19 protein-coding genes are annotated in these 26,392 nt (G+C 70.1%); 7 read left to right on the top strand and 12 right to left on the bottom strand.

Annotation, left to right across the window (positions count from 1 at the left end; genetic code table 11):
* Positions 1-2: 2 nt before the first annotated feature.
* A complete protein-coding gene (locus tag JGU66_02965) occupies positions 3-1,367 on the top strand; it encodes a sodium:alanine symporter family protein (GenBank protein MBJ6759709.1) in 1,365 nt (454 codons plus the stop codon).
* A gap of 60 nt (positions 1,368-1,427) precedes the next feature.
* Here the strand turns inward: JGU66_02965 and JGU66_02960 are convergent, their stop codons facing one another.
* From JGU66_02960 to JGU66_02925, 8 genes are all read right to left on the bottom strand, one after another.
* Entirely contained in the window at positions 1,428-2,975 is a 1,548-nt protein-coding gene (locus JGU66_02960; protein MBJ6759708.1) for a hypothetical protein, read from the bottom strand.
* Between the two features lie 202 nt (positions 2,976-3,177).
* Positions 3,178-4,719, bottom strand: coding sequence for a hypothetical protein (locus JGU66_02955; protein ID MBJ6759707.1), 1,542 nt, complete (start codon positions 4,717-4,719; stop codon positions 3,178-3,180).
* A gap of 213 nt (positions 4,720-4,932) precedes the next feature.
* Positions 4,933-6,345 (bottom strand): L-serine ammonia-lyase, encoded by a 1,413-nt coding sequence (locus JGU66_02950; GenBank protein MBJ6759706.1) that lies wholly within the window; start codon positions 6,343-6,345, stop codon positions 4,933-4,935.
* 191 nt (positions 6,346-6,536) lie between these two features.
* A complete protein-coding gene (locus JGU66_02945) occupies positions 6,537-9,245 on the bottom strand; it encodes a heavy metal translocating P-type ATPase (protein ID MBJ6759705.1) in 2,709 nt (902 codons plus the stop codon).
* Between the two features lie 15 nt (positions 9,246-9,260).
* Positions 9,261-10,229: a VWA domain-containing protein gene (locus JGU66_02940; protein MBJ6759704.1), complete on the bottom strand. Its 969-nt coding sequence runs from the start codon at positions 10,227-10,229 to the stop codon at positions 9,261-9,263.
* Entirely contained in the window at positions 10,229-11,158 is a 930-nt protein-coding gene (locus JGU66_02935) for a VWA domain-containing protein (protein MBJ6759703.1), read from the bottom strand. Before JGU66_02935 ends, JGU66_02940 begins: the two co-directional genes overlap by 1 nt.
* A gap of 15 nt (positions 11,159-11,173) precedes the next feature.
* On the bottom strand, positions 11,174-12,499 hold the full coding sequence (locus JGU66_02930; GenBank protein MBJ6759702.1) for a hypothetical protein: 1,326 nt from the start codon (positions 12,497-12,499) through the stop codon (positions 11,174-11,176).
* Positions 12,500-12,837: 338 nt separating this feature from the next.
* The gene (locus JGU66_02925) at positions 12,838-13,212 is read right to left on the bottom strand and encodes a VOC family protein (GenBank protein ID MBJ6759701.1); all 375 of its coding nucleotides are present in this window, start codon (positions 13,210-13,212) and stop codon (positions 12,838-12,840) included.
* Positions 13,213-13,347: 135 nt separating this feature from the next.
* Here JGU66_02925 and JGU66_02920 point away from each other — a divergent pair, with 135 nt between their 5' ends.
* On the top strand, positions 13,348-14,547 hold the full coding sequence (locus tag JGU66_02920; GenBank protein MBJ6759700.1) for an AI-2E family transporter: 1,200 nt from the start codon (positions 13,348-13,350) through the stop codon (positions 14,545-14,547).
* Here JGU66_02920 and JGU66_02915 read toward each other — a convergent pair.
* Positions 14,541-15,935, bottom strand: a complete 1,395-nt coding sequence (locus tag JGU66_02915; protein ID MBJ6759699.1) for a hypothetical protein — start codon at positions 15,933-15,935, stop codon at positions 14,541-14,543. The genes JGU66_02920 and JGU66_02915 overlap by 7 nt on opposite strands.
* Before the next feature lie 177 nt (positions 15,936-16,112).
* Complete coding sequence (locus JGU66_02910) at positions 16,113-16,754, bottom strand: SRPBCC family protein (protein ID MBJ6759698.1); 642 nt, start codon at positions 16,752-16,754, stop codon at positions 16,113-16,115.
* 222 nt (positions 16,755-16,976) lie between these two features.
* Between JGU66_02910 and tal the strand changes: the two genes are divergently transcribed.
* The 5 genes from tal (at position 16,977) to JGU66_02885 (ending at position 22,685) form a co-directional block, all read left to right on the top strand.
* Positions 16,977-18,080, top strand: a complete 1,104-nt coding sequence (gene tal, locus JGU66_02905) for a transaldolase (GenBank protein MBJ6759697.1) — start codon at positions 16,977-16,979, stop codon at positions 18,078-18,080.
* Positions 18,077-18,778 (top strand): ribose-5-phosphate isomerase RpiA, encoded by a 702-nt coding sequence (gene rpiA / locus JGU66_02900; GenBank protein MBJ6759696.1) that lies wholly within the window; start codon positions 18,077-18,079, stop codon positions 18,776-18,778. The genes tal and rpiA overlap by 4 nt, the downstream gene beginning before the upstream one ends.
* Before the next feature lie 212 nt (positions 18,779-18,990).
* On the top strand, positions 18,991-20,235 hold the full coding sequence (locus tag JGU66_02895) for an endonuclease/exonuclease/phosphatase family protein (GenBank protein ID MBJ6759695.1): 1,245 nt from the start codon (positions 18,991-18,993) through the stop codon (positions 20,233-20,235).
* 208 nt (positions 20,236-20,443) lie between these two features.
* Positions 20,444-21,487, top strand: a complete 1,044-nt coding sequence (locus JGU66_02890) for a hypothetical protein (protein ID MBJ6759694.1) — start codon at positions 20,444-20,446, stop codon at positions 21,485-21,487.
* Between the two features lie 169 nt (positions 21,488-21,656).
* Positions 21,657-22,685 (top strand): peptidylprolyl isomerase, encoded by a 1,029-nt coding sequence (locus JGU66_02885; GenBank protein MBJ6759693.1) that lies wholly within the window; start codon positions 21,657-21,659, stop codon positions 22,683-22,685.
* Between the two features lie 57 nt (positions 22,686-22,742).
* Here the strand turns inward: JGU66_02885 and JGU66_02880 are convergent, their stop codons facing one another.
* The gene (locus JGU66_02880; protein MBJ6759692.1) at positions 22,743-23,042 is read right to left on the bottom strand and encodes a hypothetical protein; all 300 of its coding nucleotides are present in this window, start codon (positions 23,040-23,042) and stop codon (positions 22,743-22,745) included.
* A gap of 102 nt (positions 23,043-23,144) precedes the next feature.
* On the bottom strand, positions 23,145-26,144 hold the full coding sequence (locus tag JGU66_02875) for an amino acid adenylation domain-containing protein (GenBank protein ID MBJ6759691.1): 3,000 nt from the start codon (positions 26,142-26,144) through the stop codon (positions 23,145-23,147).
* Positions 26,145-26,392: the final 248 nt, after the last annotated feature.

Here is a 26,392-nt window from a genome sequence, read left to right as displayed (position 1 = left end):
CCATGGCGCTCCTGCCCGAGCCAGTGCGAGTCGCCATCGACGTGGCGAGCAACGCGGTGTGGGGACCCTGGACGCTCGCGCTGCTGTTGGGCACGGGCGTCTTCCTCACCGTTCGGCTGCGCTTCGTGCAGGTGGTGCGCTTTCGAGAGGCCCTGCGCGCGATGCGTCCCGCGGAGGCGCGCGGCGCGGGCGCGCTGAGTCCCTTCCAGGCGTTCATGACGGCGCTGGGGGCCTCTATCGGCACGGGCAACATCGCGGGCGTGGCCACGGCCATCGTCAGCGGTGGGCCGGGCGCGCTGTTCTGGATCTGGGTCTACGGGTTCTTCGCCACGGCCATCAAGTTCACCGAGGCCGTGCTGGGCATCCGCTACCGCGTGACGGAGGGCGGTCGGATGTCCGCGGGGCCCATGCACTATTTGAAGGACGGGCTCGGCGCGCCTCGGCTCGCCTGGGTGTACGCGCTGGTGGCCGGCGTGGCCGCGCTCACCACGACGCCGTTCACCCAGCCCAACTCCATGGCCGTGGTGCTGCAAAGCCAGTTCGCCATCCCTCCGTGGGTTTCGGGCGCGGTCATCGCGGTGCTCACGTGGCTGGTGGTGATTGGCGGCGTGAAGAGCATCGGCCGCGCGGCGGCGAAGTTGGCTCCGCTGAAGGTGGGGCTGTATCTGGTGGGCGGGCTCGTCGTCATCCTCGCGCATGCGGCGCGGCTCCCCGACGTGCTCGCGCTCGTCGTGCAGGAGGCCTTCTCGATGCGCGCGGCCGGTGGCGGCGCGGCGGGGGTGGGGATGATGGTCGCGCTGCGCTACGGCATCGCGCGAGGCATCTACGCCAACGAGGCCGGGTATGGCACCGCCGCGGTGGCGTATGGCTCGGCCCGGACGGAGGAGCCGGTGCGGCAGGGGCTCCAGGCGGTGATGGAGGTGTTCATCGTCTCGTGCGTCACGTCCACGCTCAGCGCGCTCGTCATCCTGGTGAGCGGCGCGTGGACGTCAGGGCTGACGAGCACGGCCGCGGTGGCGCGAGGCTTCGAGACGGTCATCCCCACCGTAGGCGGCTGGGTCGTGGCCTTCTGCGCGTTCCTCTTCGGCTACACCACGCTCATCGGGTGGGCGTACTACGGCGAGCAGTTCCTGTCGTACGCGTTGGGCCCACGCGTCACGAAGCCCTATCGCTGGCTCTACTGCGGGCTCATCGTGATGGGCGCCATGGGCAAGGTGGAGACCATCTGGGCCTGGGGTGACCTGATGAATGGCTTGCAGGTGTTCCCGAACCTGGTGGGACTGGTGGGCTTGAGCGGTGTGGCGGCTTCGATGCTGCGCCGGCCCGATGTCTCCGCCGAGCCCGTGCGCGCCGCGCCTCCCGTGTAGAGAAGCGCGGCGCATGCCGCGTTCGTCATTTGGAGAAGCGCGGCGCATGCCGCGTCGCGGTTACGGGCAGTCCGCCGAGCAGGCCGCGTGCGTCTCCCACGGCTGGCAGGTGGCGTCGCCGCACGAGCTGTTGAGGAACGTCTCCAGCACGGCCTTGCGGTGGGGCAGGAACGTGGTGGTGAGCGCCGGCGAGATGCGGAAGCGCGTGCCGAACGGGCCCGGCTCCAGCTGCTCCGTCACGTGAACGAAGCCCGCGGACGGAGGCCAGATGAGGCCACCGCCCAGGTTCGCGCCATTGCTGAGCTGGTGACAGCCCGCGCATGAGAGCGCCTCGGCGCGCGCGACGATGTTCTGCGGCGTCAGCGTGCTGCCCACCGCCGTGAGCTGCGTCTGGATGTTGGTGTGGAAGGGGCTGGGGCCAGGGCCGAACGCGGCGAGGTAGTCATTCTCCGGGCCCTGCGCGTTGCTCTGGCCGCTGTTGAAGACATTCGCGACGTTGAGGTTGAACAGGTTGATGTCATTGACGGCGAGGGTGGGGACCTCGGCGGGGAAGGCCGGGCCCTGGAAGGCCGGCGCCTGCGGATGGGTCGAGGCGGGGGCGAACAGGGTGCCGCCCGGGTTGGTCTTCACCGTCACGGGAATGAAGCGCAGCGCGCAGGGCGTGATGGTGCTGCAGATCTGCAGGCGCAGCTTGAACTCGCGCAGCGTCCAGGGGCCCTGCATGAACTGGTTGGAGCGCACCTGTCCCGTGGCCACGCTGCCCGTGCGGTTGCCGTAGTTGTCGATGTGGACCACCGGCATGAAGCCGGGGAGCCCATTGAAATAGAAGTCATTCAGCAGGTTGGCGCGGTCGGTGGGGTTGGGCAGCGACGTGAGCTTGGCCCACATGTCCGTCACGGGGCGGCAGCCATTGAGCCCCAGCGCGGGATTGGGGTTGGGCAGCACCGCCTCGAAGATGATGAGGTTGCGATTGCCGGGGTTCGTCATGCCCGAGCGCTTGACGAAGACGATGCGGTACTCGCCACAGTCCGAGCCGCTCGCGGGCGCCAGGTCAAAGCGGTTGACCAGCGCGGCGGGCACGTACTCGTCGACGTTGGTGCCCGGGCTGATGAACGGGTTGGTGGTGGCCTGCACGCCCTCCTGACGGGGACAGAGATAGGGGAACGTGTTCAGCGACGGCTGGCCCGCGAAGATGGAGTCATTGCAGTGCGGACCGCCCAGGCCCAGGCCCGGCGCCGGGTTGGCCGTGTCCCACCACTCCTGGAACAGGCGCAGCGACGTAAGTCCCGCGACGCCGGACTGCGCGACGAGCTGGTTCATCACGCGCTGGAAGGTGAAGGGCGCGAGGATGGTGGTGTCCGTGACGGTGAGCGAGCTGCGCGGATCCACCGAGATGGCCATGGCGGAAGGACCGCGAGGTGGCAGCGTCATCGCGCCAATGCCACGGCGCTCCGGGTGGGGCGCGGCCTCGGCGCTCTCGGTCGGGGTGGGGTCGGACGGCGGCGCGGCTTCGCGCGTGGGCTCGGGCTCGCAGCCCCCCGAGAGGGCGAGGGCGGCCCCCAGCGCGAGCGCGCGCCAGGGCGAGAGGGTCTTCGGAAATGCGGACATGGGTGTGGGACCTCGTGGGCACGGACGCGCCGCGCCCCGTGCCTGAGGTGAGCGTGTCTCTCTGAGCCAGAGAGACGCCGGAACCGGCACTCCGTCCTGGCCCGCAGATGCTAGTGCGGACCCTGACGTGAGTGTGTGGTTGTTCACATTCCGTGAAGGCATCCATCCCGGGTCGGGTTCGCCCCGGCTGTCCGCGCCGCGTCTACGGGCAGTCCTTGATGCAGGCCGCGTGCGTCTCCCACGGCTGGCAGACCGCGTCGCCGCATGAGCTGTTGAGGAACGTCTCCAGCACGGCCTTGCGGTGGGGCAGGAACGTGCCGGTGAGCGCGGTGGAAATCTGGAAGCGCGGTCCGAACGGGCCCGTCTCCTGCTGTTCCGACACGTGCGTGAATCCCGCGGAGAAGGGCCAGGTGAGGCCGCCGCCCAAGTTCGCGCCGTTGCTGAGCTGGTGGCAGCCCGCACAGGAGAGCGCCTGGGCGCGCGAGATCATGTCCACCGGGCTCAGCGTGCTGCCGGTCGCCGTGAGCTGCGCCTGGATGTTGGTGCGGAAGGGGCTGGTGCTGAAGCCAAAGGCTTGGATGTAGTCGTTGTCGCTACCCTGCGCATTGCTCTCGCCGCTGTTGAACGTATCCGCGACGGAGTAGTTGAACAGGTTGAGGTCGTTGAAGGCGAGGAAGGGAACCTGCGAGGGAAAGGCCGTGCTCTGGAAGGCGGGAGCCTTCGGGTGCCCCGAGAAGAGCGAGAAGAGCGTGGCGCCCGGGTTGGTCTTCACCGTCACCGGGATGAAGCGCATGGCGCAGGGCGTGACGCCGGAGCAGAACTGCTGGCGGACCTTGAACTCGCGCAGCGTCCAGGGCGGCGCCATGAACTGGTTGGTGCGCACCTGGCCCGTGGCCACGGGGCCCGAGCGGTTGCCGTAGTTGTCGATGTGCACCACCGGCATGAAGCCCGTGAGCCCCTCGAAGTAGAAGTTGGACAGCACCTTCGAGCGCTCGGTCGCGTCGGGAATGGTGCTGAGCCTGGCCCACAGGTCCGCCACGGGGCGGCAGCCATTGAGCCCCTGCGCGGGATTGGGATTGGGCAACACCGCCTCGAAGATGAGGAGGTTGCGATTGCTGGGGTCCGTCATGCCCGTGCGCTTGACGAAGACGATGCGGTACTCGCCGCAGTCCGAGCCATTCGCGGGCGCCAGGTCAAAGCGATTCACCACCGCGGCGGGCACGTACGCGGGTGCCTTGGCGTTGGGGTCGAACGGATTGAGGGTGGACTGGGTGCCCTCGATGCGCGCGCACAGGTACGGGAACTGGTTCAGCGCCGTCTGCCCGTCGAAGCCGGCGTCATCGCAGTGCGGACCGCCCAGCCCCAGGCCCGGCGCGAAGTTGTTCGTGTCCCACCACTCCTGGAACAAGCGCAGCGGCGTGAGGCCCGGGACGCCGGACTGCGCGACCAGCTGGCTCATCACCCGCTGGAAGCTGAAGTTCACCAGGATGGCCGTGTCCGTGACGATGAGCGAGCTGCGCGAGTCCACCGAGAGGGACATCGCGGAGGGCCCTCGGGGCGGCAGCACCATGGCGCCAATGCCGCGACGCTCCGGGTGGCGCACGGGCTCGGCGGTCTCGAGTGAGAGGGATTCCGAGCGCGGCGCGGCCTCGGGGGGAGCGGTCTCACAGCCGCCCGAGACAGCGAGGGCGGCCCCCAGCGCGAGCGCGCGCCAGGTCGAGAGGTGCTTCAAGGATGCGGTCATGGACGAGGGACCTCGTGGGCGCGGACGCGCCGCGCCCCGTGCCTGAGGTGGATGTGTCTCTTTGCCGCAGAGACGCCGGAACCGGCACTCCGTCCTGGCCCGTCAATGGTAGTGCCCAGCCTGACAGGAGTGTGTGGTTGTTCACACTCCGTGGATGTCGTTGTCTTTTGACGGGGACCGGATCCGCGTCTCACCCACGCGGTGCCCAGGTGCTCAGCACTCGGGGAGACCCACGCTGAGGTTGGCCACCTCGAGCACGTTGACGGCGAGGCCGCCGCGCGCGGTCTCCTTGTACTTGTCCTTCATGTCCCGGCCGGTGTCGCGCATCGTCTTGATGACCTTGTCCAGGCTCACGAAGTGGCGGCCGTCTCCGGAGAGGGCCATGCGCGTGGCGTTGATGGCCTTCACGGAGGCCATGGCGTTGCGCTCGATGCAGGGCACCTGGACGAGCCCGCCGATGGGGTCGCACGTGAGGCCCAGGTTGTGCTCCATGGCGATCTCCGCCGCGTTCTCCACCTGGAGCGGCGTGCCGCCCATCACCTCGGTGAGCGCGCCCGCGGCCATGGAGCACGCGCTGCCCACTTCGCCCTGGCAGCCCACCTCGGCGCCGCTGATGGAGGCGTTCTCCTTGTACAGCACGCCGATGGCGCCCGCGGTGAGGAGGAAGCGCACGACGCCGTCGTCGTTGGCCCCGGGGACGAAGCGCCAGTAGTAGTGCAGCACCGAGGGGATGATGCCCGCCGCGCCGTTGGTGGGCGCGGTGACGACGCGCCCTCCCGCCGCGTTCTCCTCGTTGACGGCGAGCGCGTACAGGTTCACCCAGTCCAGCACCGTGAGGGGATTGGTGAGCCCGGCCTCGGGGCGGCTCAAGAGCCGCTGATACAGGGCGGCGGCGCGGCGCTCCACCTTGAGGCCACCCGGGAGGATTCCCGACGTGGTGCAGCCTCGGCGCACGCAGGATTGCATCACCTCCCAGATGCGCAGGAGTCCCGCGCGAATCTCCTCCTCGCTCCGCCACACCCGCTCGTTGCGCAGCATCAGCGTGCTGATGGACGCGCGCTCGCGCTCGCAGTGCTCCAGGAGCGTGGCGGCGGACTTGAACGGGAATGGCAGGGGCGTCTCGTCCGCGCGCAGCGGGGACTGGCCCTCCGCCGCGGCCTCGTCCACCACGAACCCTCCGCCGACGGAGTAGTAGGCGCGCGTGTCCACCTCGGTGCCGTCCCCGGCGCAGGCCGTGAAGCGCATGCCGTTGGGGTGATAGGGCAGCACCCTGCGGCGGTGCATCACCAGGTGCTCACCGTCGCGGAAGGGCACCTCGTGCTGGCGCAAGAGGCGGATGCGGCCCTCGGCGCGCCAGCGCGTGACGAGCTCCGGAATCGCCTCCACGTCCACGCCCTCGGGCGTGTCGCCCAGCAGGCCCAGCAGCACCGCCTTGTCGCTGCCGTGTCCCTTGCCCGTGGCGCCCAGCGAACCGAACAGCTCGACCTTCAGCCGCTCCACCCGCGTCAGCTTGCCCGCGTCCTGCAGCCGCGTGACGAACTGCCGCGCCGCGCGCATGGGCCCCACGGTGTGAGAGCTGGACGGTCCAATACCAATCTTGAAGAGGTCGAAGACGCTGACGGCCATGGGCGCGCACCATGCCACGTCCCTGGCGCTTCGCTCGCACGCTCGGCCGCCGTGATGCGGACATGTGACGGATTCCGGCCGAAGCAGGCGCACCGCGTACCGCGTGCATGACTTCGTCTCGTCGCAGCGTCCGAGCCCTTGGCATCCCAAGCAATGCCGCGAGGAGTCATGGACCCGACGCGGCGCGCTGGCTAGCCCGTAATCGGCGCGGCGTGCGGCGCGGCGACGGGCTCGGGCGTGCCTGTGCTCGGACGCAGCGCGAGCAGTCGCAGGCCGTTGAACACGACGAGGAGCGTGCTGCCCTCGTGGAGCACCACGGCCTGGCTGATGCGCGTGAGGCCGAGCACCGTGGCGAGCACGAGCACGCCGCTCACGCCGAGCGCGATGACGAGGTTCTGGCGCATCACCGCGGTGGCCCGGCGCGACAGCTCCAGCGCGAAGGGCAGGCGCGAGAGGTCATCGCTCATCAGCACCACGTCAGCGGTCTCCAGGGCCGCGTCCGAGCCTGCTCCTCCCATGGCCACGCCCACGGCCGCCGCGGCGAGCGCGGGCGCGTCGTTGACGCCATCGCCCACCATGGCCACGGGACCTTCCTGGCCCAGCTCCTTCACGGCGGTGACCTTGTCCGCGGGCATGAGGGGCGCGCGCGCCTCGTCGATGCCCACCTGCGCGGCGATGGAGCTGGCCACGCGGGCGTTGTCTCCGGACAGCATCACCGTGCGAGCGACGCCGTGCTGCTTGAGCGCGAGCACGGCCTGCCGCGCGCCGGGACGCACCGTGTCCGCCACGCCGAGCACGCCGAGGAACCGGCCCGCGCGACGCACGACCATGGTCGTCTGGCCCTGCTCCTCCAGGCGGTTCACCTCACGCGAGAGCGCCTCGGGGACCGCGTCCGCCCCGAAGAGCGCGAGGCTGCCCACCTCCACCGCGTCCTCGCCCACCTTCGCGCGGATGCCCTGGCCGTGGATGGCCTCCAAGTCGCGGCCCGCGGGAGGCGAGAGCTTCGCGGCCTGGGCCGCGTCCACCACGGCGCGCGCCAGCGGGTGCGCGGAGAGCGACTCCACCGCGGCGGCCGTGCTCAAGAGCTCCTCGGCCGTCACGTCCGGCGTCGGGGACGTGGTGAGCAGTCGAGGCCGGCCCACGGTGAGCGTGCCCGTCTTGTCGAACGCGATGGCGCGCACGCCCGCGAGCAGCTCCAGGTGGATGCCGCCCTTCACCAGCACTCCGCCTCGCGCCGCCGCGGCGACCGCGGAGAGCACGGCGGACGGCGTGGAGATGGCGAGCGCGCACGGAGACGCGGCGACGAGCAGTCCCACCGCGCGCAGGATGGCCTCCTTCAGCGGCGTGCCGAGCAACACCAGCACCACGGGGAACACCACCGCGGCGCCCATCACCAGGGGCGCGAAGGTGCGCTCCAATCGCTGGGCGAAGCGCTGCCGCCGTCCCTTCTGAGCCTCGGCCTGCGCCACCATGTCCACCACGCGCGCGAGCACGGACTCGGAGGAGACGCGCGTCACCTCCACCTCCAGCGCCGCCTCGCAGTTGATGGTCCCGGAGAACACCTCGTCTCCCGGCTTGCGGGCCACGGGGATGGACTCTCCGGTGATGGCCGCCTGGTCCAGCGAGCTCTTGCCCTCGCGGATGATGCCGTCGAGCGGGACGCGGTCTCCGGGGCGCACCACCACGCGCTCGCCGCGCTGCACCTCCGCCACCGGCACTTCGACCACGTCGTTGCCGCGCCGCACGCGGGCGACCTCGGGACGCAGCTCGCCCAGCGCTTCGATGGAGCGCCGCGCGCGATCCATGGCCCGGTGCTCCAGCGCGTGCCCCGCGCTGAAGAGGAACAGCAGGAACGCGCCCTCGAACCACGCTCCCAGCACCGCCGCGCCGAGCGCCGCCACCACCATCATCGTCTCGATGTCGACGCGGCGCTGCAGGATGGACTGCACCGAGCCGCGGATGGCGAAGAAGCCGCCGCTCGCCATGGAGAGCGCCCACACGAGGATGGACGCCAGGGGCGGCGCGGGCGTGAAGCGCTCCAGCACCCAACCCGCGACAAGCAACACGCCCGAGGCCACCACCAGCGGCAGCTCCAGCTTGGGCGCGAGGCCGCCGCCGTGCGCGTGGTGCGAACAGGCATGCCCCGCCGCGGGGACCTCCAGCCCATACCCGAGCGACTTCGCGCGAGCCTCCACGTCCTTCAGCGCGAGGACCTGGCTGTCGTACTCCAGGACCAGGCGCTCGCTCGCATAGGCGACGTTCGCGGTGAGGACGCCCGGGAGCTTGCCCACCGCGTGCTCGATGACGGTCGCCGCGTCGGCCGAGCCCATGCCGCGCACGAACCACGTGTGCTGCTTGTAGCGCTCGGCCACCTTCGTGCCCGTGCTCTGCGCGAGCGCGAGCAGCTGCGTGGCGTTCACGAGCGTGGGGTCATAGTGGATGCAGATCTCCGCGTGGCCCGCATCCCGGCGCAGGTGCGCGTCGATGATGCCCCGGTGGGCCTCCAGCGCGGCCTCCAGCTTCTCGAAGCGGCCCTGGTCATCCGTCTCGCCCGGGAGCGTGCCTTCCAGGTCGAGCTGGAGCGCGATGCCGCCGCCCTCCGCGTCGCGGTGCCCAGGCGGGTGGATCCGCCGGGCCGAGTGCCCATGGTCATGGTCGTGGTCATGCCCATGGTCGCAGGAAGCGCCATGCGCGTGGCCTTCGTGGCCATGCACATGTTTGGGGTCGTGCCCGTGGGAGCAGGAAGCGCCGTGCGCGTGGCCCTCGTGGTCGTGCCCGTCGTGCTCGTGCTGGCAGTCCGGGCCGTGCGTGTGCGCGACCTTGAGGGAGGGCGTGGCGCTCTTGACCCCCTGGATCTGGAGTTGCCCGAAGCGGGAGGGACTCTTCTTCTGCTCCGACATGGTGCTCCCTGCGACTTAGTGGCGGTGGCCGCGATGCGGACGGGCGGGGGCGGGGGCCTGAGCGGGTTCGGGCTCGGCCTTGTCCTCGTCGTGGTCGTCGTCGTCGTGGTCCTCGGGGATGGGCTGGGTGAAGCGCTGGCCCGCGACCTCGAGGGTGAAGGCCTTGCACTCGGCGGGCACGTCGAACTCGAGCACGGCGGGCAGGCGTCCCTCATACGTCTTCAGGATGTTGCCCTGCTCGTCGAACACGGTGCCGCCCGCCGCGACGGTCATGGTCTCATCCACGAGCACGGCCACCAGCTCCGCCATCTCCTCCATGCGGTCGGCGATGCGGTGGCACCACAGGTGGCCCACGCCCGGGTACGTGGTGTGCGAGACCTCCTCCATCTGCTCCTCGTCCACGTTGCTGCCCACGCCCACGAAGACGAAGTTGATGCGAGGCAGCCGACCCGAGGCGATCTCCTTGGCCACCTGGGTGGCGTAGGCCATGACGTCCTGGGCGTCGTTGATCTGCGAGTCGGTGATGATGACGGCCAACCCGCGCTTGGCGCCCACGGAGACCTGCTGCTTGATGTGCGCCACGAAGTCGCGCAGCACGGGCAGCATCACCGTGGCCTTGCCGTAGGCGCGCGGGCCAGGGAAGCGATAGCCCTTGGCCTCGGGGCCGGTGAGGTCACCGACCATTTCGATCTGCGTGCCGTCGCCCGTGGCCCAGTACGCCACGCGCACCTTGCCGTCCCGGTCCTTGTTGGCCAGGTACTCGAGCATCCACTGCATCTGCGGCTCGACCTGGTTCTTCACCGGCGCGAGCTTGGCGAGGATGCCGCGCGGGCCGTACTCGTTCTCCATGCTCGCGGAGCCGTCCATGTAGAGGGCCACGTCCAGGCCTTCCACGGTGGGGTCGTGCAGCAGCGTGGCCACGACCTTGGCGCCCATGCGGTGCACGTCCGAGAACGGACGCTTGATGACTTCATGCCCGGCCATCAGTGGTGGTCCTCGTCGTGGTGGTCTTCATCCGGCAGCGGCTGGGTGTAGCGCTGGCCGTTCACCTCCAGGGTGAAGCTCTCCGCGCCCTCGGGGACGTCGAACTCCAGCACTGCGGGGAGGCGGCCCTCGTAGGTCTTCAGCACCTTGCCCTTGTCGTCGTAGATGGTGCCGCCGGCCGCGACCGTCATGGTCTCGTCGACCAGCACGGCGACCAGCTCCGCCACCTGGGTGATTTCCTTGGCGATGCGGTGGCACCACAGGTGGCCCACGCCGGGGAACTCCTGGTGGGCGATCTGCTCGAGCTGCTCCTCGTCGATTCCGTCGCCCACGCCCACGAGCACGAAGTTGAGGCGAGGCAGGCGGCCCGCGGCGATATCCCGCGCGACCTCGGCGGAGAAGCGCTCCACCTCCTCCGCGTCATGCAGGCGCCCATCGGTGACGATGATGGCGCAGCCGCGCTTGGCGCCCTGGTTCGCCTGCTCCTTCATGTAGCGGACGTAGTCCTTCAGCGCGGGCACCAGGTACGTGTAGCCCCCGAGCTTTTTCGCGCCGGGGAACTTGTACTGCTTCACGTCCGTGCCCTTCAGCTCGCCGATGACCTCGATATCCCTGCCGCTGTTGCCGGTGGCCCAATACGCCACGCGCAAGAGGCCGTTGCGGTCCTTGGTGGCCAGGTACTCGAGCATCCACTGCACCTGAGGCTCGACCTGGTTGGCGGCCTCCTTGAGCGGCGCGCCGCGCAGCCACTCCAGGAAGGAGCGGGAGGGCTGGGTATAGGTGTACTCGTCCTTCATGCTGCCGGACGCGTCCATGTAGATGGCCATGTCCAGCCCCTCGACAGTGGGGTCATGGAGCAGGACGGCGCGCACGCGCCCCTCTTCCAGGTGGAGGTCCGAAAACGGCTCGACGGGTTTCTCGTGTCCCATGGTGTTCCTCTGCGGTCAGTCGTCGAAGTCCTTCATCCAATCCGGCTTCCCCGCGGGCGCGGGCGCGGCGCGCGGGGCCTCGGCGCGGGGGCGCGGGCGAGCGGGCGCCGGAGGCCCGGAGGCGAAGTCGGTCATCCAATCCGGTGAGCCCGCCTTGCGCTCGGGAGTGCTCGCCTTGCGCTCGGGAGCACGAGCTGGAGCTTGCAGCCGCGTGACGGTCGACTTCGCACCGCGCTGGGTGGCGTGCGCGTCGAGGAAGTCTTGCATCCAATCGCTGGGGCGAGGCGGCGGCTGCGGCGCGCGCGGTGGAATCACGCGCGCGGCTGCGGGCGGAGCGGAGGGCACGGAGCGAGGAACGGGGACCCCGCTGCCCGGGCGGCTGCGTGCGCGGAGAATGCGCTCGGTCTCGCTCGGCCAGCCGGGGAGCGCCTCGAGCGCGTTCTGGGCCAGCTCCAGGAACTCCGTGGGTGGGGCTTCGCGCGGCACCTTCACCTTGTCGCCGTGGAGCCACTCCGCGAGCTTGCCCGCGAGCCCGGGGCGCGAACTCTTCTGTTGAGCCACGTCGCCGGTGACTTCGTAGCCGCGAAGCTCCAGCTCCGCGATGGCGAGGGCGCGGCTCGGCACGGGCAGCTCGCGCGAGGCGAAGGCGGTCATCCCGCCATGTTCGCGGGCATCGGCTTGGAGCTGTGCGAGCACATCGTGGAGGAGCGAGGCCACCTGCGGGCCATTCGCGGCGTGGCTCGACTGAAGCTCGGCGGGGACGGCGGGGTAGGCGAGCACGAGGCCGTGACCTTCGGAGAGGGCCGCGGGGCGATCGCCCGGCAAGAGGGCGTGGTAGCCGCGTGGGACGTCCTTGCTCTCGGCGTCGCGGGCGTACTGGAAGGCATCGGGGGCGCAGCGGGTGAAGGCCGCGAGCACATCGCCGCGCGTGACGGTGAGCTGTCCCGGCACGCGCACGGTGGACTCCCCGGGCCAGGGGCCGGTGAGGGTGCCGTAGAGATAGACGGGGTCGTTGAGGCCCTCGGCGTTGGCGGGGTGCTCGACGAGTTCGATGGAGAAGAAGAACAGCGCGTGGGCGTCGAGGCGCCGAGGGGGCCGAGCTGAGGCGACCTCGTGGTGCGCGAGCTGGGCCTGGATGGAGGAGGCGAGGGTGTCGCGCTCGCGAGCGGGGACGACGAGCACGTTGCCGACGATGTCGGTGCCCACGATGAACTCCTGGTCGCCCAGGTAGGGCGCGTCCAGGGTGAAGGCATCCACCGCGTGCGTCATGGCGGAGGCGTCCATCCGCGCCGGTTCGGCGGGGCTGGCGGCGTGGGGGATGAAGTAGCGGGGCGGGCTCAAGGCGGAATCCCAAGGCTCGCGCATGCCCATCGGGCGATCAAGGGCGAGGGCTGGTTCCCCAGCCCGCTGAGCGAGCGCGGATTCCATGACGCTCTGCCTCTCTAGGAGCGCCAGCCCCGCGGCGAAAGCCCATCCCGGGTGAGGCCCCCCGAGGGGAGTCAGGGCAGCCGAGACCGGAGCAGGAGCCAGCCGGTCGGCTCCGGGTGGCCCGGTACTTTGCCCGCGACCGCGAGCCGCAATGGGAGCCATCGACGGCGTCTCCAATGGACTGCCGAATCGAGCCATGCCGCCGCCGAGCTGGGGTCGTTCGCGTGGAAGCGGGCTCGATGAGCGACTGGCTACGCGGGCTCGATGAAGTTCAGGCGATAGCCGTCCGGGTCCGTGATGATGACTTCTCGCGTGTACCAGGGCTGGACGGTGGGGCCGTCGGCATGCGCGCCTTGGTCACGTGCGCGTTCGAGCAACGCGTCCACTCCGCCATCACCAGTGCGGAAGCCGAGCAGCACGCCCATTCCCCTTCGCCCGTCCATCGTCACGCCCGGCGGCGGCGTGATGAGGTACAGGTCCGCGTGCTCACCCCACCGCATGCGGATGAACGGTGGCTCCGCGCTGATCCGCTCGAAGCCGAGCGCCTCGTAGAACCGCGCCGAGCGCTCCGCGTCCGACACCAGCACCTTCACGAACGACGACATCGTCTGACTGGCCTTGTCCATGCGCCCGCGTGCCTAGCATGACCCGCCACGAAGCACCCCATGCTTGCTCGGATGGCAAGAGGCGAACGAGGCGGCCAAGGAGGGCGCGTCCGTCCGCTCGGCGCGATGACGACAGCGCTCCCTACCTTGTGGCGCATGAAGGCCTCGCGTCGGCAGATTCCCGTCTACGTGCCGCCTCGGACGGTGTGGGCGGTCGGGGCGCAGGTGGTCCTGCTGGTGATGGTCGGGACCGCACTGCGCCACCTGGGGCCCGTCCTCACCGTGCTGTCGCTGGCGCTCCTCCTCGCCCTCGCCATGGATCCGCTCGTCCGGCTCCTCTCCCGTTGGGGCGTGCGCCGTGGCCCTGGCGTGGCGCTCGTCGCGCTGCTCCTCCTGGCGCTCACGGGGCTGCTCGTCTTCACGCTCGTCCCCATGCTCGTCAACCAGCTCCAGAACCTGGTGCGCGCGCTGCCGAGCTTCGTGGCCGAGCTGTCCCGCATCGAGTGGATCCACCGACTGGATGAACGCTACGGCGTCCTCACCCGCCCGCAGGAGGCCTTCGACGTCGCGCCAGGAGAGCTGGCCAAGCCCCTGGTGGATGTCCTCTCCTCGACGCTGGCGCTCGTGGGCGCCGGCATCACCATGCTGGCGCTGGCCGTGTTCGGCCTGCTCTTCGGCGAGGACCTCTACGCGACGATGCTCGGCTGGGTGCGCCCGCGACGACGCGTTCAAGTGCGCCGCGTGGTGGGCCGCATGCGCGAGGCGGTGGGCAACTACCTCGCGGGCACGCTGCTCGTCTCCACCTTCGGCGGCACGATGACGGCGCTGGTGTCCCTGGTGCTCGGCGTGCCGTACTTCCTTCCGCTCGGACTCATGACGGCGGTGCTCGGCGTCATCCCGTACATCGGCAGCGTCATCAGCGCCATCCTCGTCAGCCTCACCACGCTCGCCACGGTCGGACTGCGCCGCGCCTTCATCGCGCTGGCGCTGTTCATGTTGTACCAGCAGCTCGAGTCCCACTTGCTCGGCCCGCTCGTGCAACGCCGCGCCGTCAAGATGAACCCGTTGCTCATCTCCGTGGTGGTGTTGGTGGGCGCCGGGATGGCCGGGCTCTTGGGCGCGGTCATCGCCGTGCCGGTGGCCGCCGCCACGCAAGTCGTCCTCCAGGAAGTCCACCGCGCGCGCCGTCGGAAGTGGAAGCAGGAGTGGCGACGCGTGCATCCGCGCGCACTCCCGCTGACGCGAGGCGCGGTGGACGAGGGCCTGCTGTTCGCTGGCCCCATGTCCTCCCCGCGCGGTGGTCAGCGAAAGTCGTCGCGGCCCAGTCCGGAAGGCGAGGGGACTTCGCCTCATTGACGAAACAGGGGCTCGTCGAGCCCGAAGGTGGCGCCGAGGATGAGCGTGGCCTGGAAGTAGCGCACGCCCTGGGCCTCGCTGGTGGGCGGCAGGCCGGACTGGGCCAACAGCTCGGTGAGGCGGCGTGTCGTCCGGCGTCCCCACGCGAGGTCCGTGCCGAGCGTCACCCGCGAGTGGCTCACCCGGAAGTAGAACCCCATGGCCCAGTGGTACAGGTCCCACGTGGACAGCAGGGAGCTGGTGTTCGGCAAGTCCACCGCGCCGCTGAAGTCGGTGTGGAAGCTCACGTAGGCCCGCAGCGATTCCGCCAACCGCTGCTCCACGCCCACCGCCGCGTTCACCACGGGATCGAGCCCATAGAAGATGTCGGCGCTGGGCAGTTCCTCTCCGTCGGGCAGGTCGATGGGGCGGGTGTCCACCAGCCGGAAGGGCACCACCTTCGCGAACGCCTCCACCGCCGCGTGCACCGTGGTGCTGCCGAACGTGCGATTGCCGCCCAGCCCCACCGCCAGCGGTGAGCGGAACGTGGCGCGCGTGTTCTGCTGGAAGTCGGACACGCGAGTCAGGGGCGCCAGCGCGAGCCCCTCGTGCGCGAGGGCCCGCTCGAACGTTGCCTCACCTTTGCCCCACAGGCTCAGGCTGGGCAGCGTCACCGTCAGGCCCACGGCCCACTTCGGCTCCTGATAGCTGATGCCCAGCTTGGCGAGGAACCGCGCGTGCTGCATGCGGTAGTCGCGATTCAACGTGGCGAGGAGCAACTGGCCTGCGTTCCCAGAGCCCTGCGAGATGGTGAGCAGCGACGCGTGCTCATCGCGCACCGCGAGGAATGGGGTGATGCCAATGCCCAGGAATCTTCCCAGGGGATACGCGAGGCTGACGCCGGTCCAGTACTCGCGCACGCCCTGCTCCAGCCGCACGTCGGTGGAGAGGGATTGCAGTCCTCCGATGCCCAGGAGGTCCATTCCCGAGAACGTGTCCTGCCGCTGCAGCCGCGTGTCGAAGCCCTCGCGCGTGATGAAGGCGTAGCCCATGCGCGCTCGGCCCAACCAGTCGAAGCGCAACGTGCCGGCCAGCAGCGCGGGCGGCACGTTGAGTCGCGAGGTGCTGAGGTCCTTACCGGGCCCGAGCCCATTGGACACGGTGATGCGCGAGTACTCGACGACGGAGCCGGACAGCTCGAACTCGGACGTGGTGAGGAGCGCGAGCGCGCCCGGGTTGTAATAGACGGCGCTGATGTCCGCGGGAGCGCCCATCAGCGAACCGCCGAGCAGCCACGCGCGGTTGCCGAACTGGCGCGTCCAGTAGTGCGCGTCCTGCGCCGCCGCGCCGCGCGCCAAGGTGAGCGCGAGCAAGAAGGCCCAGCCGCGTCCGAGGGGAATCCTTCGCACCGCGCGCTCCAAGGAGACGCCCACGTGGGGCGGAGCGCGGACGATGCGAGGCGCGACACCCGAGGTCCATGACCCTCGGGTCGCGACGAGGTCCACCGGCTGAACAGCGCGCGGAACGTTCGCGCCGAGCCGAACCGGGCGCGCTCACGAAGTCGTGGCGCGCCCAGGGGGATGGGACTACGGCGTGGGAGCGGCGACGGCCGGCGTGCCCGTGGCGGGCGCCTGCGCGGCGGCGGCCTTCTCGGCGGCGGCCTTCTCGGCGGCGGCCTTCTCCTCGGCACGCTTGAGGGACTCGGCCTTGGCGAGGGTGTTCAGGCTCGCGAGGCCCTTCTCGAAGTCGCCGCCGATCTGCTTGTCCATGTCGAAGAAGAGCGAGAAGGCCTTGCTGATGAAGTTGTTCTCCCCCTCCATGGACCACGTGACGGACACGCCCTCGGGCACGGGCTTGAACGTGAAGCGGCTGGTGTTGGTGGCCACGAAGGGCTTGAGGAACTCCAGCTTGATGCGGATGGACGTGTCCGCGACGCTCTCCTCGATGGTCATCCGGCCCTCGCCCACCTGCTGATTGCCGGTCCAGGCGTAGGCGGCGCCCACGCCGGTCTCCGCGCCAGAGAAGGTGCGCTTCAGGTTTGGATCCAACTTGTCCCAGGGCGACCACTGACCCCACTGGTGAAAGTCATTGACCAGCGCGAACGCGATGTCCGGCGTGCCCGGGAGCGTGGCCGTGCGGCTGACGGAGAAGTTGGCGGGGCGCGTGGCGACGACGCCCACGAAAACGAGGATCACGGCGGCGAGACCCAGAAGAATCTTCTTGAGCATGGTCGGTCCTTGAGCGAGCGCCCCAGATGGGGCGCGAGCGCGTCATAGACGTTGCGGGCCCCGCATCTCAAGACTCCACCCAACCCATGGCGTCCTCTCGCGGCCCTGTCATCCGTGACACCCCATGACGTGGGGGGCGATGGGTCCTGTCCCTCGCGTCCGGCGTGCGCACCTTGAGCGACAAGAGGTCGCTCCGCGCGGCCGTGGACAAGGAGGGGGCGCATGCTCGCCACCCAGATTCTTCGTGAGATGGGCCAGAGCCTCTGGCTGGACAACATCACCCGCGGGTTGCTCGACGAGGGGACGCTCGCACGCTACGCCGAGGCGTATGGCATCAGCGGACTGACCTCGAATCCGAGCATCTTCGACCTGGCCATCCGGCAGGGGAATGCCTACGACGCCGCCATCCTGGAGCAGCGCGACCAAGGGCGCACGGGTGAGGCGGCCTTCTTCCCGCTGGCGCTGGAGGACCTCACGCGCGCGGCCGAGTTGTTCCGGCCCATCCACGAGGCGACGGGCGGGCGGGATGGCTGGGTATCGCTCGAGGTCTCGCCGCTCCTGGCCTACGACTCGGCGCGGACGGTGGAGCAGGCCGTGCGGCTGCATGCGCTGGCGGGCCTGCCCAACCTCTTCATCAAGATTCCGGGCACGCCGCAGGGCATGCGCGCCATCGAGGACGCGACCTTCGCGGGCGTGCCCATCAACGTGACGCTCCTCTTCTCCGCCAAGCAGTACCTGGCCGCCGCGGACGCGTACCGGCTGGGCATCGAGCGGAGGATCGCGGCGGGGCGCTCGCCGGATGTGCCCTCGGTGGCGTCGCTGTTCATCAGTCGGTGGGATCGCGCGGTGGAGAAGAAGGTGACGCCCGCGCTGCGCAATCGGCTGGGCATCGCCATGGCGGGGCGCGTCTACCGCGCCTACACGGCGCTGCGCGAGAGCGAGTCGATGCGTCGACTGGTGAACAAAGGCGGGCGCATGCAGCAGCTCTTGTGGGCCAGCACGGGCACCAAGGACCCGGCGGCGCGAGACACGCTGTACGTGGAGGCGCTCGCCGCGCCCTTCACCATCAACACGCTGCCGGAGCCCACGCTGAAGGCCTTCGCCGAGCACGGCCGGGTGGGGCAGCCGATGCCGAGGGATGGCGGAGACGCGGAGGCGGTGCTGGCCGCGTTCGCCGCGGATGGGGTGGACGTGGACGCGCTGGCGGACCAACTCCAGCGCGAGGGAGCGGAGGCGTTCGTGGCATCCTGGGACCGGCTGATGGAGTGCATCGCGCAGAAGATGGACGCGCTGCCTTCCCACTTGGACACCGGAGCGCCCGCATGACCTTCGACGTGAGCGCCACGTCCCGTTTCAAGCGCGAGGCCGCCGAGCGGGCCGTGGAGCTCATCCAGCCGGGGATGGTGGTGGGGCTGGGCACGGGCAGCACCGCCGCGTTCGCGGTGCGCCGGCTGGCGGTGCTGCGCGCCGAGGGACGCCTGCTCGACGTGATGGGCGTGCCGACGTCCGTCGAGACGGAGCGACTGGCTCGCGAGCTGGGCGTGCCGCTCACCACGCTGGAGGCGAGGCCCGAGGTGGACCTCACCCTCGACGGAGCGGACGAGGTGGCCCCGGACCTGTCGCTCATCAAGGGCGCGGGCGGAGCCATGCTGCGCGAGAAGGTGGTCGCGCAGGCCAGTCGCCGCGAGGTCATCGTGGTGGATGCGGCCAAGCTCTCGCCGCGTCTCGGCACGCACGCCCGGGTGCCCGTGGAGGTGCTGCCCATGGCGCTGCGCGTGGAGGCGCGCTTCCTCGAATCCCTGGGCGCGAAGGTCGTGCCGCGCGTGAGCGTGGACGGCGTGCCCTTCCTCACCGACCAGGGGAACGCCGTGCTGGACTGCGCCTTCGGGCCCATCGAGCAGCCCGCGCAGCTCGCCGCGCGGTTGGAGTCGCGCGCGGGAATCCTGGCGCATGGCTTGTTCCTGGGGCTGGCCACGGACGTGGTGGTGGCGGGCCCTGACGGCGTGGTGCTGCGCTCCCGCTGAGCCGCACGGTCGAATCGTGGGGAGGGATGGCCGGGCGGCGAGCGAGGAGACGCCCGGACGTGAGGACGTGTGGCCCTCGCCGCTGGCGTGACCGCGGCCTCGCCCCGACCTTGAGGGAAGAACCCCGGAGGCCCGGTGGAACTCCTCGCTCCCTCGCATGCCCGCAGTGCCAGACTCTCGCTTTCCGACGCGTGCCGCGCGAGGGGCTCCGCATGAAGGTCCCTGAGCTGTTGGAGCACCTGCCCGCGGTGGGACCTCGGCTCGCGCGCGGAGCCGAGGAATCGCCTCGGCGCGAGGCGACGGTCTCCTTCACCGCCTTCACCGCGCTGCCTCGGCCCTCCGGAGAGCGCCGGCTGGGAGACGGGCGCACGCTGGTGGTGCAGCACCCCTCGGTGATGGCTCCGCGCGGGCCCGGCCTCACGGTCATGAGCTACAACATCCTGCTCGGCGGGCTGTACCGCGATCCGCTGCTCGCGTACTTCGCGCAGCTGGAGAAGGACGGGCGGATGCCCGATGTCATCGGGTTGCAGGAAGCCAGCGTGCCCATGGCCGCGCTCCTCGCGTCCCGGTTCGGCTTCCACCTCGCCTATCAGGGGAACGACGGCGGCAGCGATGCGCGGCTGGTGAATGGCAAGGCCCTGCTCAGTCGGCACCCGCTGCGAGACGCGGCGCACTTCACGTATGTCATCGCGGACGCGGAGCGAGAGGCGGCCATCGCGCGACAGGGCGAGCCCGGTGAGCTGGTGGAAGACCGCGGCGTGCTGTGGGCTCGCATCGACGTGGAGGGGCGCTCGGTGTCTCTCTACAACCTGCACCACGCCTTGGGAGACTCGGGCATCAACGCGCACAACCTCCGGCAGCTCAACGCGCTGCTGCGGCACCGCGAGGACGCGGACGCGGTGGTGCTGGGGGACTTCAACGCGAACACCGCCATCAAGCGCGGTGGCTCGTGGTTGTGGGCCCACTGGGGGGCCTACGACGACACGGACACGGTGGAGGAGTACCGCGCCCGGTACGGCACGCCGAGGGCCACGGTGGGTGACTGGGGCGTGGGCAACATCGCGGATCCACGACTCCGCCACGCGCTCCACGACCTGGAGCACGCGCTGCCGGAGAGCATCGCGCACGCGGCGCAGGTGCACGTGCGGCTCGCGGATGGTTCGGTGATGACGCCACACGCGGCGCGCGAGGCGCTGCGCTCGGGTGACATCCCTCGCGGTGGCCAGGAGTGGCTGAGACTCCAGGACGTGGCGGACTCCGCCACGCTGTCGTCACTGCCGGACGAAGCGGGCCTGGTTCCCGCCACGGGCAAGCGGTTCGACAACTTCTACGCGAGCCCCGGCCTGGAGCCCGTGATGTTCGAGGTGGATCGCTCCACCGAGTCCTCGGATCACCAGCCCGTGCTGGCCCACTACCGACTCCGCGAGGCCGCGGGCGCGCCGTCCGGGCAGCACTGACACGCATCCTTCACCATCGCGAGAACAGCCCGGGCGGAGTCTTGCGCCCGGACCGCACTCGATTTGTTGAGCCCTCAACAAGTGGCTCCAGGAGTGTGGGGATGACGCGTTCAGCCAATGTGCCTTGAGAATCCCTAAGCAACTCTCAGAATTCGGGGACGAGAATCCAGGCAAGTTCCATCCATTCTGCCAATTCGCGAGGCCCCCCATGGGTTTCCCCGACATCAAGAAGACCTTCAACACCGTCCGCACCAACGTTCAGAAGACCGTCGAGAAGACGCTGTCGGAGAACAAGGAACTCATCAAGGGCGGCGTCGCCGTCGCCAGCCAGAGCGTGAAGGGCTTCACCTTCAGCAAGGACGCGTTCCAGCAGATCAAGAACCTCAAGCAGGGCGCTGAGGGGCTGCTGGGGAAGACGAACCTGGACTTCGTCCGGAACCCGACGTTCGCCGAGGGCACGTTCAAGGGCGTCACCAAGTTCGGCGCGAAGCTGAACGCGGCCATGCGCTACGCGGGCATCCCCGGCGCGGCGATGGCGGGCGCCACGGCGTTCAAGGACATCCGTCAGGCCATCCGCACGGGCAGCAAGGACGACATCCTCGCGGCCACCCGCTCGACCATGGACGCGGCCAAGGCGGGCATCACGGCCACGACGGGCGGCATCGTCGGCGGCAAGGTGATGGGCGGCATCCTGGGCGGCAACATCATGAAGGGGAAGCTCGACGCCGGGAAGAAGGCGCTCGACACCTTCAAGAAGGCCCTGCCGCACGCCAGCGAGGATGTGCTCAAGGCCGTGAAGGGCGCGGCGACCAAGGGCATCTTCGAGTCCGGCACGGCGAAGACCGTGGGCCGCGCCATCAGCACCGCCGCGGGCGACGCCGCGAAGGCGGGCAGCTCCCTGGCCAAGGGCATCCTGGGCAGCGGCACGCGCTCGGCCGCCAAGGCCGCGCTCTCCGCGGTGGGCAAGGAGGCCGGTGAGGTCGCGGTCAAGGCTGGCGCGAAGGCCGCCGCTGGCACCGCCGCCAAGGCGCTGGGCCGGTTCGCTCCGGGCGTCAACGTGGCCATCGCGGCCGTCGACGTGGCCAACGCGGGCGCGACGCTGATGGACAAGAACGCGGGTGTGGGCAAGAAGGTGACGTCGGTCATCACCGCGGTGGGCTCCATCGCCGCGGCCACCAACATCCCGGTGGTCAGCCAGGTCGGCGCCGCGGTCTCCACGGTGTCCAGCATCGTGGGCGCCTTCTTCAAGTAAGCCGCACCCCTTCGTCGTTTGTCAGAGCGGCTCGGCTGGACTAAGCCTTTGGTCCATGCCGAGCCGTCGCTTTGTTCCCCATTGGCGCGGGCGCTGGCACGCCTATCTCCCGGGAGCATTCGTGAGCAGCAAGCAATCATCAGGTCGGGGTGTCGAGCGCCTTCTCAAGATGAGCCCGGTGGTGAGTTCCGCCTCCGCCGAAGCCCTCAAGCTCCCCAGTGTGAAAGCCCCGTCCCTGGATGGGCTCGCCGTGCGGGTTCCCGCTCCGGACGACCTGACCGAGGAAGACCTCCTGCGCAGCTTCCACGAGAAGCGCCGGGCCGTGGCCACCACGCGCGAGCGTCAGGCGGGCGAGTCGCTGGAGCTGGGCGACGACGTGCAGCTCAACATCGTGGGCTACTGTGACGGGACGCTCATCCCGTTCTCCGCGCGCTTCGGAATGCGCACGGAGCTGGCGCCCATCGAGGCGCTGCCCGGGTTCTGCGAGGGCGTCGCGGAAGGGGGCAAGGTGGGCGAGTCGATGCAGATCGCCCTCGTGCTGCCGGACGACTATCCCGTGGAGTCACTCCAGGGGAAGCCCGCGCGCTTCCTCGTGGACATCCTCGGCGCGCACCAGGTGACGATGCTGCCGGAGACCTCGTCCGAGTTCCTCACCAAGCTCGACATGGGCAGCAGCCTGGATGAGGTGATGAACCAGCTCCGCGAGGAGATGGAGGACGAGCTCGCGGCGCAGCTCTGGGTGCAGGCCCAGGACATGGTGCTGGACGAGGTGGCTCGGCGCGCTCCGGTGGAGCTGTCCCCGGCGCTGGTGGACGAGGAGCTGCGTCGCCGCTGGGTCCAGGCCGAGGGCCAGGCCATGGTCGCGTACCAGTTCGACGTCGAGGAGCAGCAAGAGGCGCTCCGCGGCTGGCTCACCGACCCCACCACGCGCGCGGACGCCGAGCGCGGACTGCACATTGGCATCGCGCTGAAGGCCGTCACCGAGGCCGAGAAGCTGCAGCTCACTCCGGAGAAGCTGGAGCAGTTGATCCGCGACTCCACGGAGCCCTTCGGCCTCACCGCGGCGGACGTGCACGCCGCCCTGCGTGAGACCCCGGAGACGACCAAGCGCCTGACCGAGATGGGCTGGTACCTGCTCGCGGTCGAGCACGTCATGAACAAGGCGAAGGTGGTCTTCGAGGGCGCGGAGCAGGGCTGACGCCGCTCCCGCCTCCGGGGCGCTCCTCCCGCGTCGGAGAGGAGCGCCGGCTGTTCTTCAGGTCTCGCTGAACCACAGGCCCAGGCCGCCCAGCACGCCCAGGCCCGCGAACAGCGCGGCGAGCCCCCACGTCTGGCGGCGCGACCACTTGAGCGCCGCGCCGTACCGGTAGCCACACACCAGGACGAGGCCCGCGAATCCCAGACAGATGGACACGGGCCCCAGGGCGACGAGCGCCTTGCGCAGGGGCCCGCTCACGTCCAACACCGCGAGCAGCAGGAGCGGCCCGAACCCGACGACGAGCAGGCCCACCACGAGGAGAAAGCCCTTGAGGCCCTCGGGGTTGGACAGCTCCAGGAAGTCCAGGGCCTGTTGCCACCACGTGCGCGGTGGCGCCTGCGGCTCACGACGTCGGGGCGAGGTGGACGGCATACGGGGGCCTTCTAATACGACGCGGTCTCAGGCTGCACGGACCGCGTGGCGGTGGCGCTGGAGCAGGTGCGTGCGGTAGCGGCGCAGCAGGGCCTCGTCGATATCCGGGCACTGGATGCCGCTGCCCGCGAGCGCCGCGCGCGTGTTCGTCGTGTCGGCGATGGGGGAGCGGTAGTGCAGCTCCAGCAGGGTTCGCGTGCCGTGGTAGACCTTCTCTCGCATGAACCCCACCAGGGGGAACAGCGCGTTGTCCGGCCCCAGGCGCGTGAGTTCTCGCAGCCACGCGTGTGGCTGCACGCGGAACAGCGGGTGCCCCTTGCCGCCGAGCATCTCGAAGATTTCGTTGTGCGAGGGCTCCTGGCTCCGCTCGGCCACCAGGTTGTAATTGCCACCCGGTGGCTGATTCACCACGAGGTGCGCCATGGCGGTCGCCACGTAGTCCACTGGCACGGGCAGCCAGTACTTCTGGGGGAAGTCCGGGTAGATGCCCATCTGGATGTTGCCCACCAGCAGCCGGCACAGGAGGTCATCCGCGTTGCCGATGCCCGTGCGGCTGTGGCCCTCGATGAAGCCGGGACGGTAGAGGCTCACCGGCATCCCCGCCGCGCGCGCGGCCGTGACGAGCCGCTCCGCCACCCACTTGGCGCGGGTGTAGCCGTTCTCGTAGCGCATCAGGTCCAGGGACTCGTCGAGGTCGAAGTCCTCGGGCACCACCTGCCGGTCTCGCAGGGTGCCCAGCGCGCCGTACACGCTGAGCGAGGACACGTGGTGCAGCGCCTTGAGCCGGCCGTAGGCGGTGAAGGCGAGCACGTTCTGCGTGCCCGCGACGTTGGGCCTCCCCGCGTCGGCGTACGGCAGGATGTAGCTGATGTTCGCCGCCGCGTGCACCACCGCGTCGCAGGCGCGCGCCAGCGTGTCATGCAGCAGCGGCTCCATGCCCAGGGACTCGCGGGTGATGTCGCCCGGCACCGTGCGGATGCGGTCCTCGCACCAGGGCAGGGTGACGGCGTAGCGGGCCGCCGTGGCGCGCACGCGGGCCTGGGCCTCCGCCGTGTCTCGGGCGCGCACCAGGCAGTAGACGCGCTCCACGCGCGAGGCCAGCGCCGCGAGCAGGTGGATGCCCAGGAAGCCCGTGGCCCCGGTGAGCAGCACCGCGCGCGGCGGGCGCGCATCCTGGGGAGGCCGCGCATGGAGCTGGAGCGTCGGCACGGAGGCCGCGTCCGCCAGCAGCGTGTCTCGCACGGAGTCGGGCTCGGGGAGCGCGCCGCCGTCCGTGGCGCAGAAGGGCAGCAGCGCGGCCGGCGTGGGGTGGGAGTAGAGCTGCCGCGAGGGCAGCGAGACGCCGAACTCCTCCTCCACGCGCGCCAGCACGCGCGCCACGCCCAGCGAGTCTCCGCCGGCATGGAAGAAGTGAGTGGACTCGGTGATGGTGCCCGGCGCCGCGCGCAGCGTCTGCTCGAACACGCGGCACAGTCGGTCCAGCGGTGTGCTGGCGGTGCTGTGGGGGCGGGCCGCGTCGGCGCGCTTCCAGTCCCGAGGCGGCGGCAGCGCCTGCCGGTCCACCTTGCCCAGGTTGGGCATCAGCGGCAGGCGCGGCAGCGGCTGGAAGTGGTGCGGCACCATGTAGTCCGGCAGCACCGCGGCCACCTGCGCCCGCAGCGCGTCTCGCGACACGGCGACACCCTCATGGGCGGCGTAGTAGGCGACCAGCTCCCCGGAGACCTGCCCTTGGGCGTCCGTCTCCTCGAACACCTTCACGGCCGCCTGCGCGACGCCAGGGAAGGCGTACAGCGCCTGCTCGATGGCCTCCAACTCGATGCGGAACCCGCGCAGCTTCACCTGGTGGTCCATCCGCCCCAGGAAGACGAGCTCGCCGTCGTCCCGGTGCACCACCTCGTCTCCCGTCCGGTACCAGACGTCCCCCGCCGCATCGCGCGGGAAGGACTCGCGCGTCTTCTCCGGCTGGTTGCGGTAGCCCGCGGCCACGCCCTCGCCTCCAATCCACAGCTCCCCTGTCTGGCCCGGGGCGACCTCCTGGCCCTCGGCATCCATGACGCGCAGGCGCACGCCCGGCAGCGCGGTCCCGATGGGCACCGGCGCCTCGTCTCCGCGCACGCGGTACATCGTCGCGCACACCGTGGCCTCGGTGGGGCCATACGCGTTGAAGACGCGGCGCCCCGAGACATGCCAGCGATCCGCCAGGGGCGGAGGGCAGCGCTCGCCCGCCATGATGACGTCGGTGAGGTCCGGCAGCGCGTCCACGAACGGCCCGAGCTGCCCCAGCACCGAGGGCGGCAAGCACACGTGCGTCACCCGATGGTGATGCAGCGCATGCGCCAGCCGGCGACCAGGCAACAGCTCCTCGCGGCTGCCCTGCACCACGGTGCCACCCCAGAAGAGGGTGGGGAACAGCTCCCAGACCGAGGCGTCGAAGTTGATGCTCGCGAACTGGAGATGACGTGTCGCGGAGCCCAGCTCCATGATGGGGCGCGCGGCCTGGATGAGGTTGTGGACGCCTCGGAACGTGCAGACCACGCCCTTGGGCTCGCCGGTGCTGCCCGAGGTGTAGATGAGATAGGCGGGCCGCTCGGGCGGCACCTCCAGGTCCGCGGAGGGCGCGCGGGCGGGCGCCTGGGAGAACTCCTCCTCCGCATCCACCGCGAACGAGGGCAGCGCCCCGCCCAACCAGCTCTCCAGCAGGCCCAGGGTGATGCGGTGCTCGCGCTGCGTGACAATGCCTCGCAGGCCCGCGTCGCGCACGATGCGCAGCAACCGCTCATCCGGGAGGAAGGGGTCGAGCGGCACGTAGGCCGCCCCCGCCATCCAGATGCCGAGCAAGGCAGGCACCACGTCTGGCCCTGGCACGGTCATCAACCCCACCCGGTCTCCCGCCACGACGCCGAAGTCCGTACGCAGCCGCTCGGCGATGAGCGTCGCGCGCCGCAACAACTCCGGCTGGCTCAGCACCGTGTGTCCAAAAACAACTTGGGAAGTCTCGGGAAGCCGCAGGACGAGCGGTGAGGACATGATGGGATTTCCTATTCCAGGCGCTGGGGAGAGGCCGGGCCAATGACTGTCCAGTAGATGGCAGGCATGAATCAATCGGCGGACCGTCAGCCCATGCGACGCATGAGAGGCGTTGGAGAGACCCCTCTCCCAGAATTGGGTGTCTCACTCCACCCCTGGGCGTTTCATCACCCGCTGGTTAATCCATGTTTTTCTTGTTTTCGTTTCAGTGTGAGTATGTATTTGAAGCAACAAGTCCCTCCGACGCC

This window comes from Myxococcaceae bacterium JPH2, from assembly GCA_016458225.1.
In the GTDB taxonomy this organism is placed as follows: Bacteria; Myxococcota; Myxococcia; order Myxococcales; family Myxococcaceae; genus Citreicoccus.
This window is presented reverse-complemented; position numbering and strand designations above follow the sequence as displayed.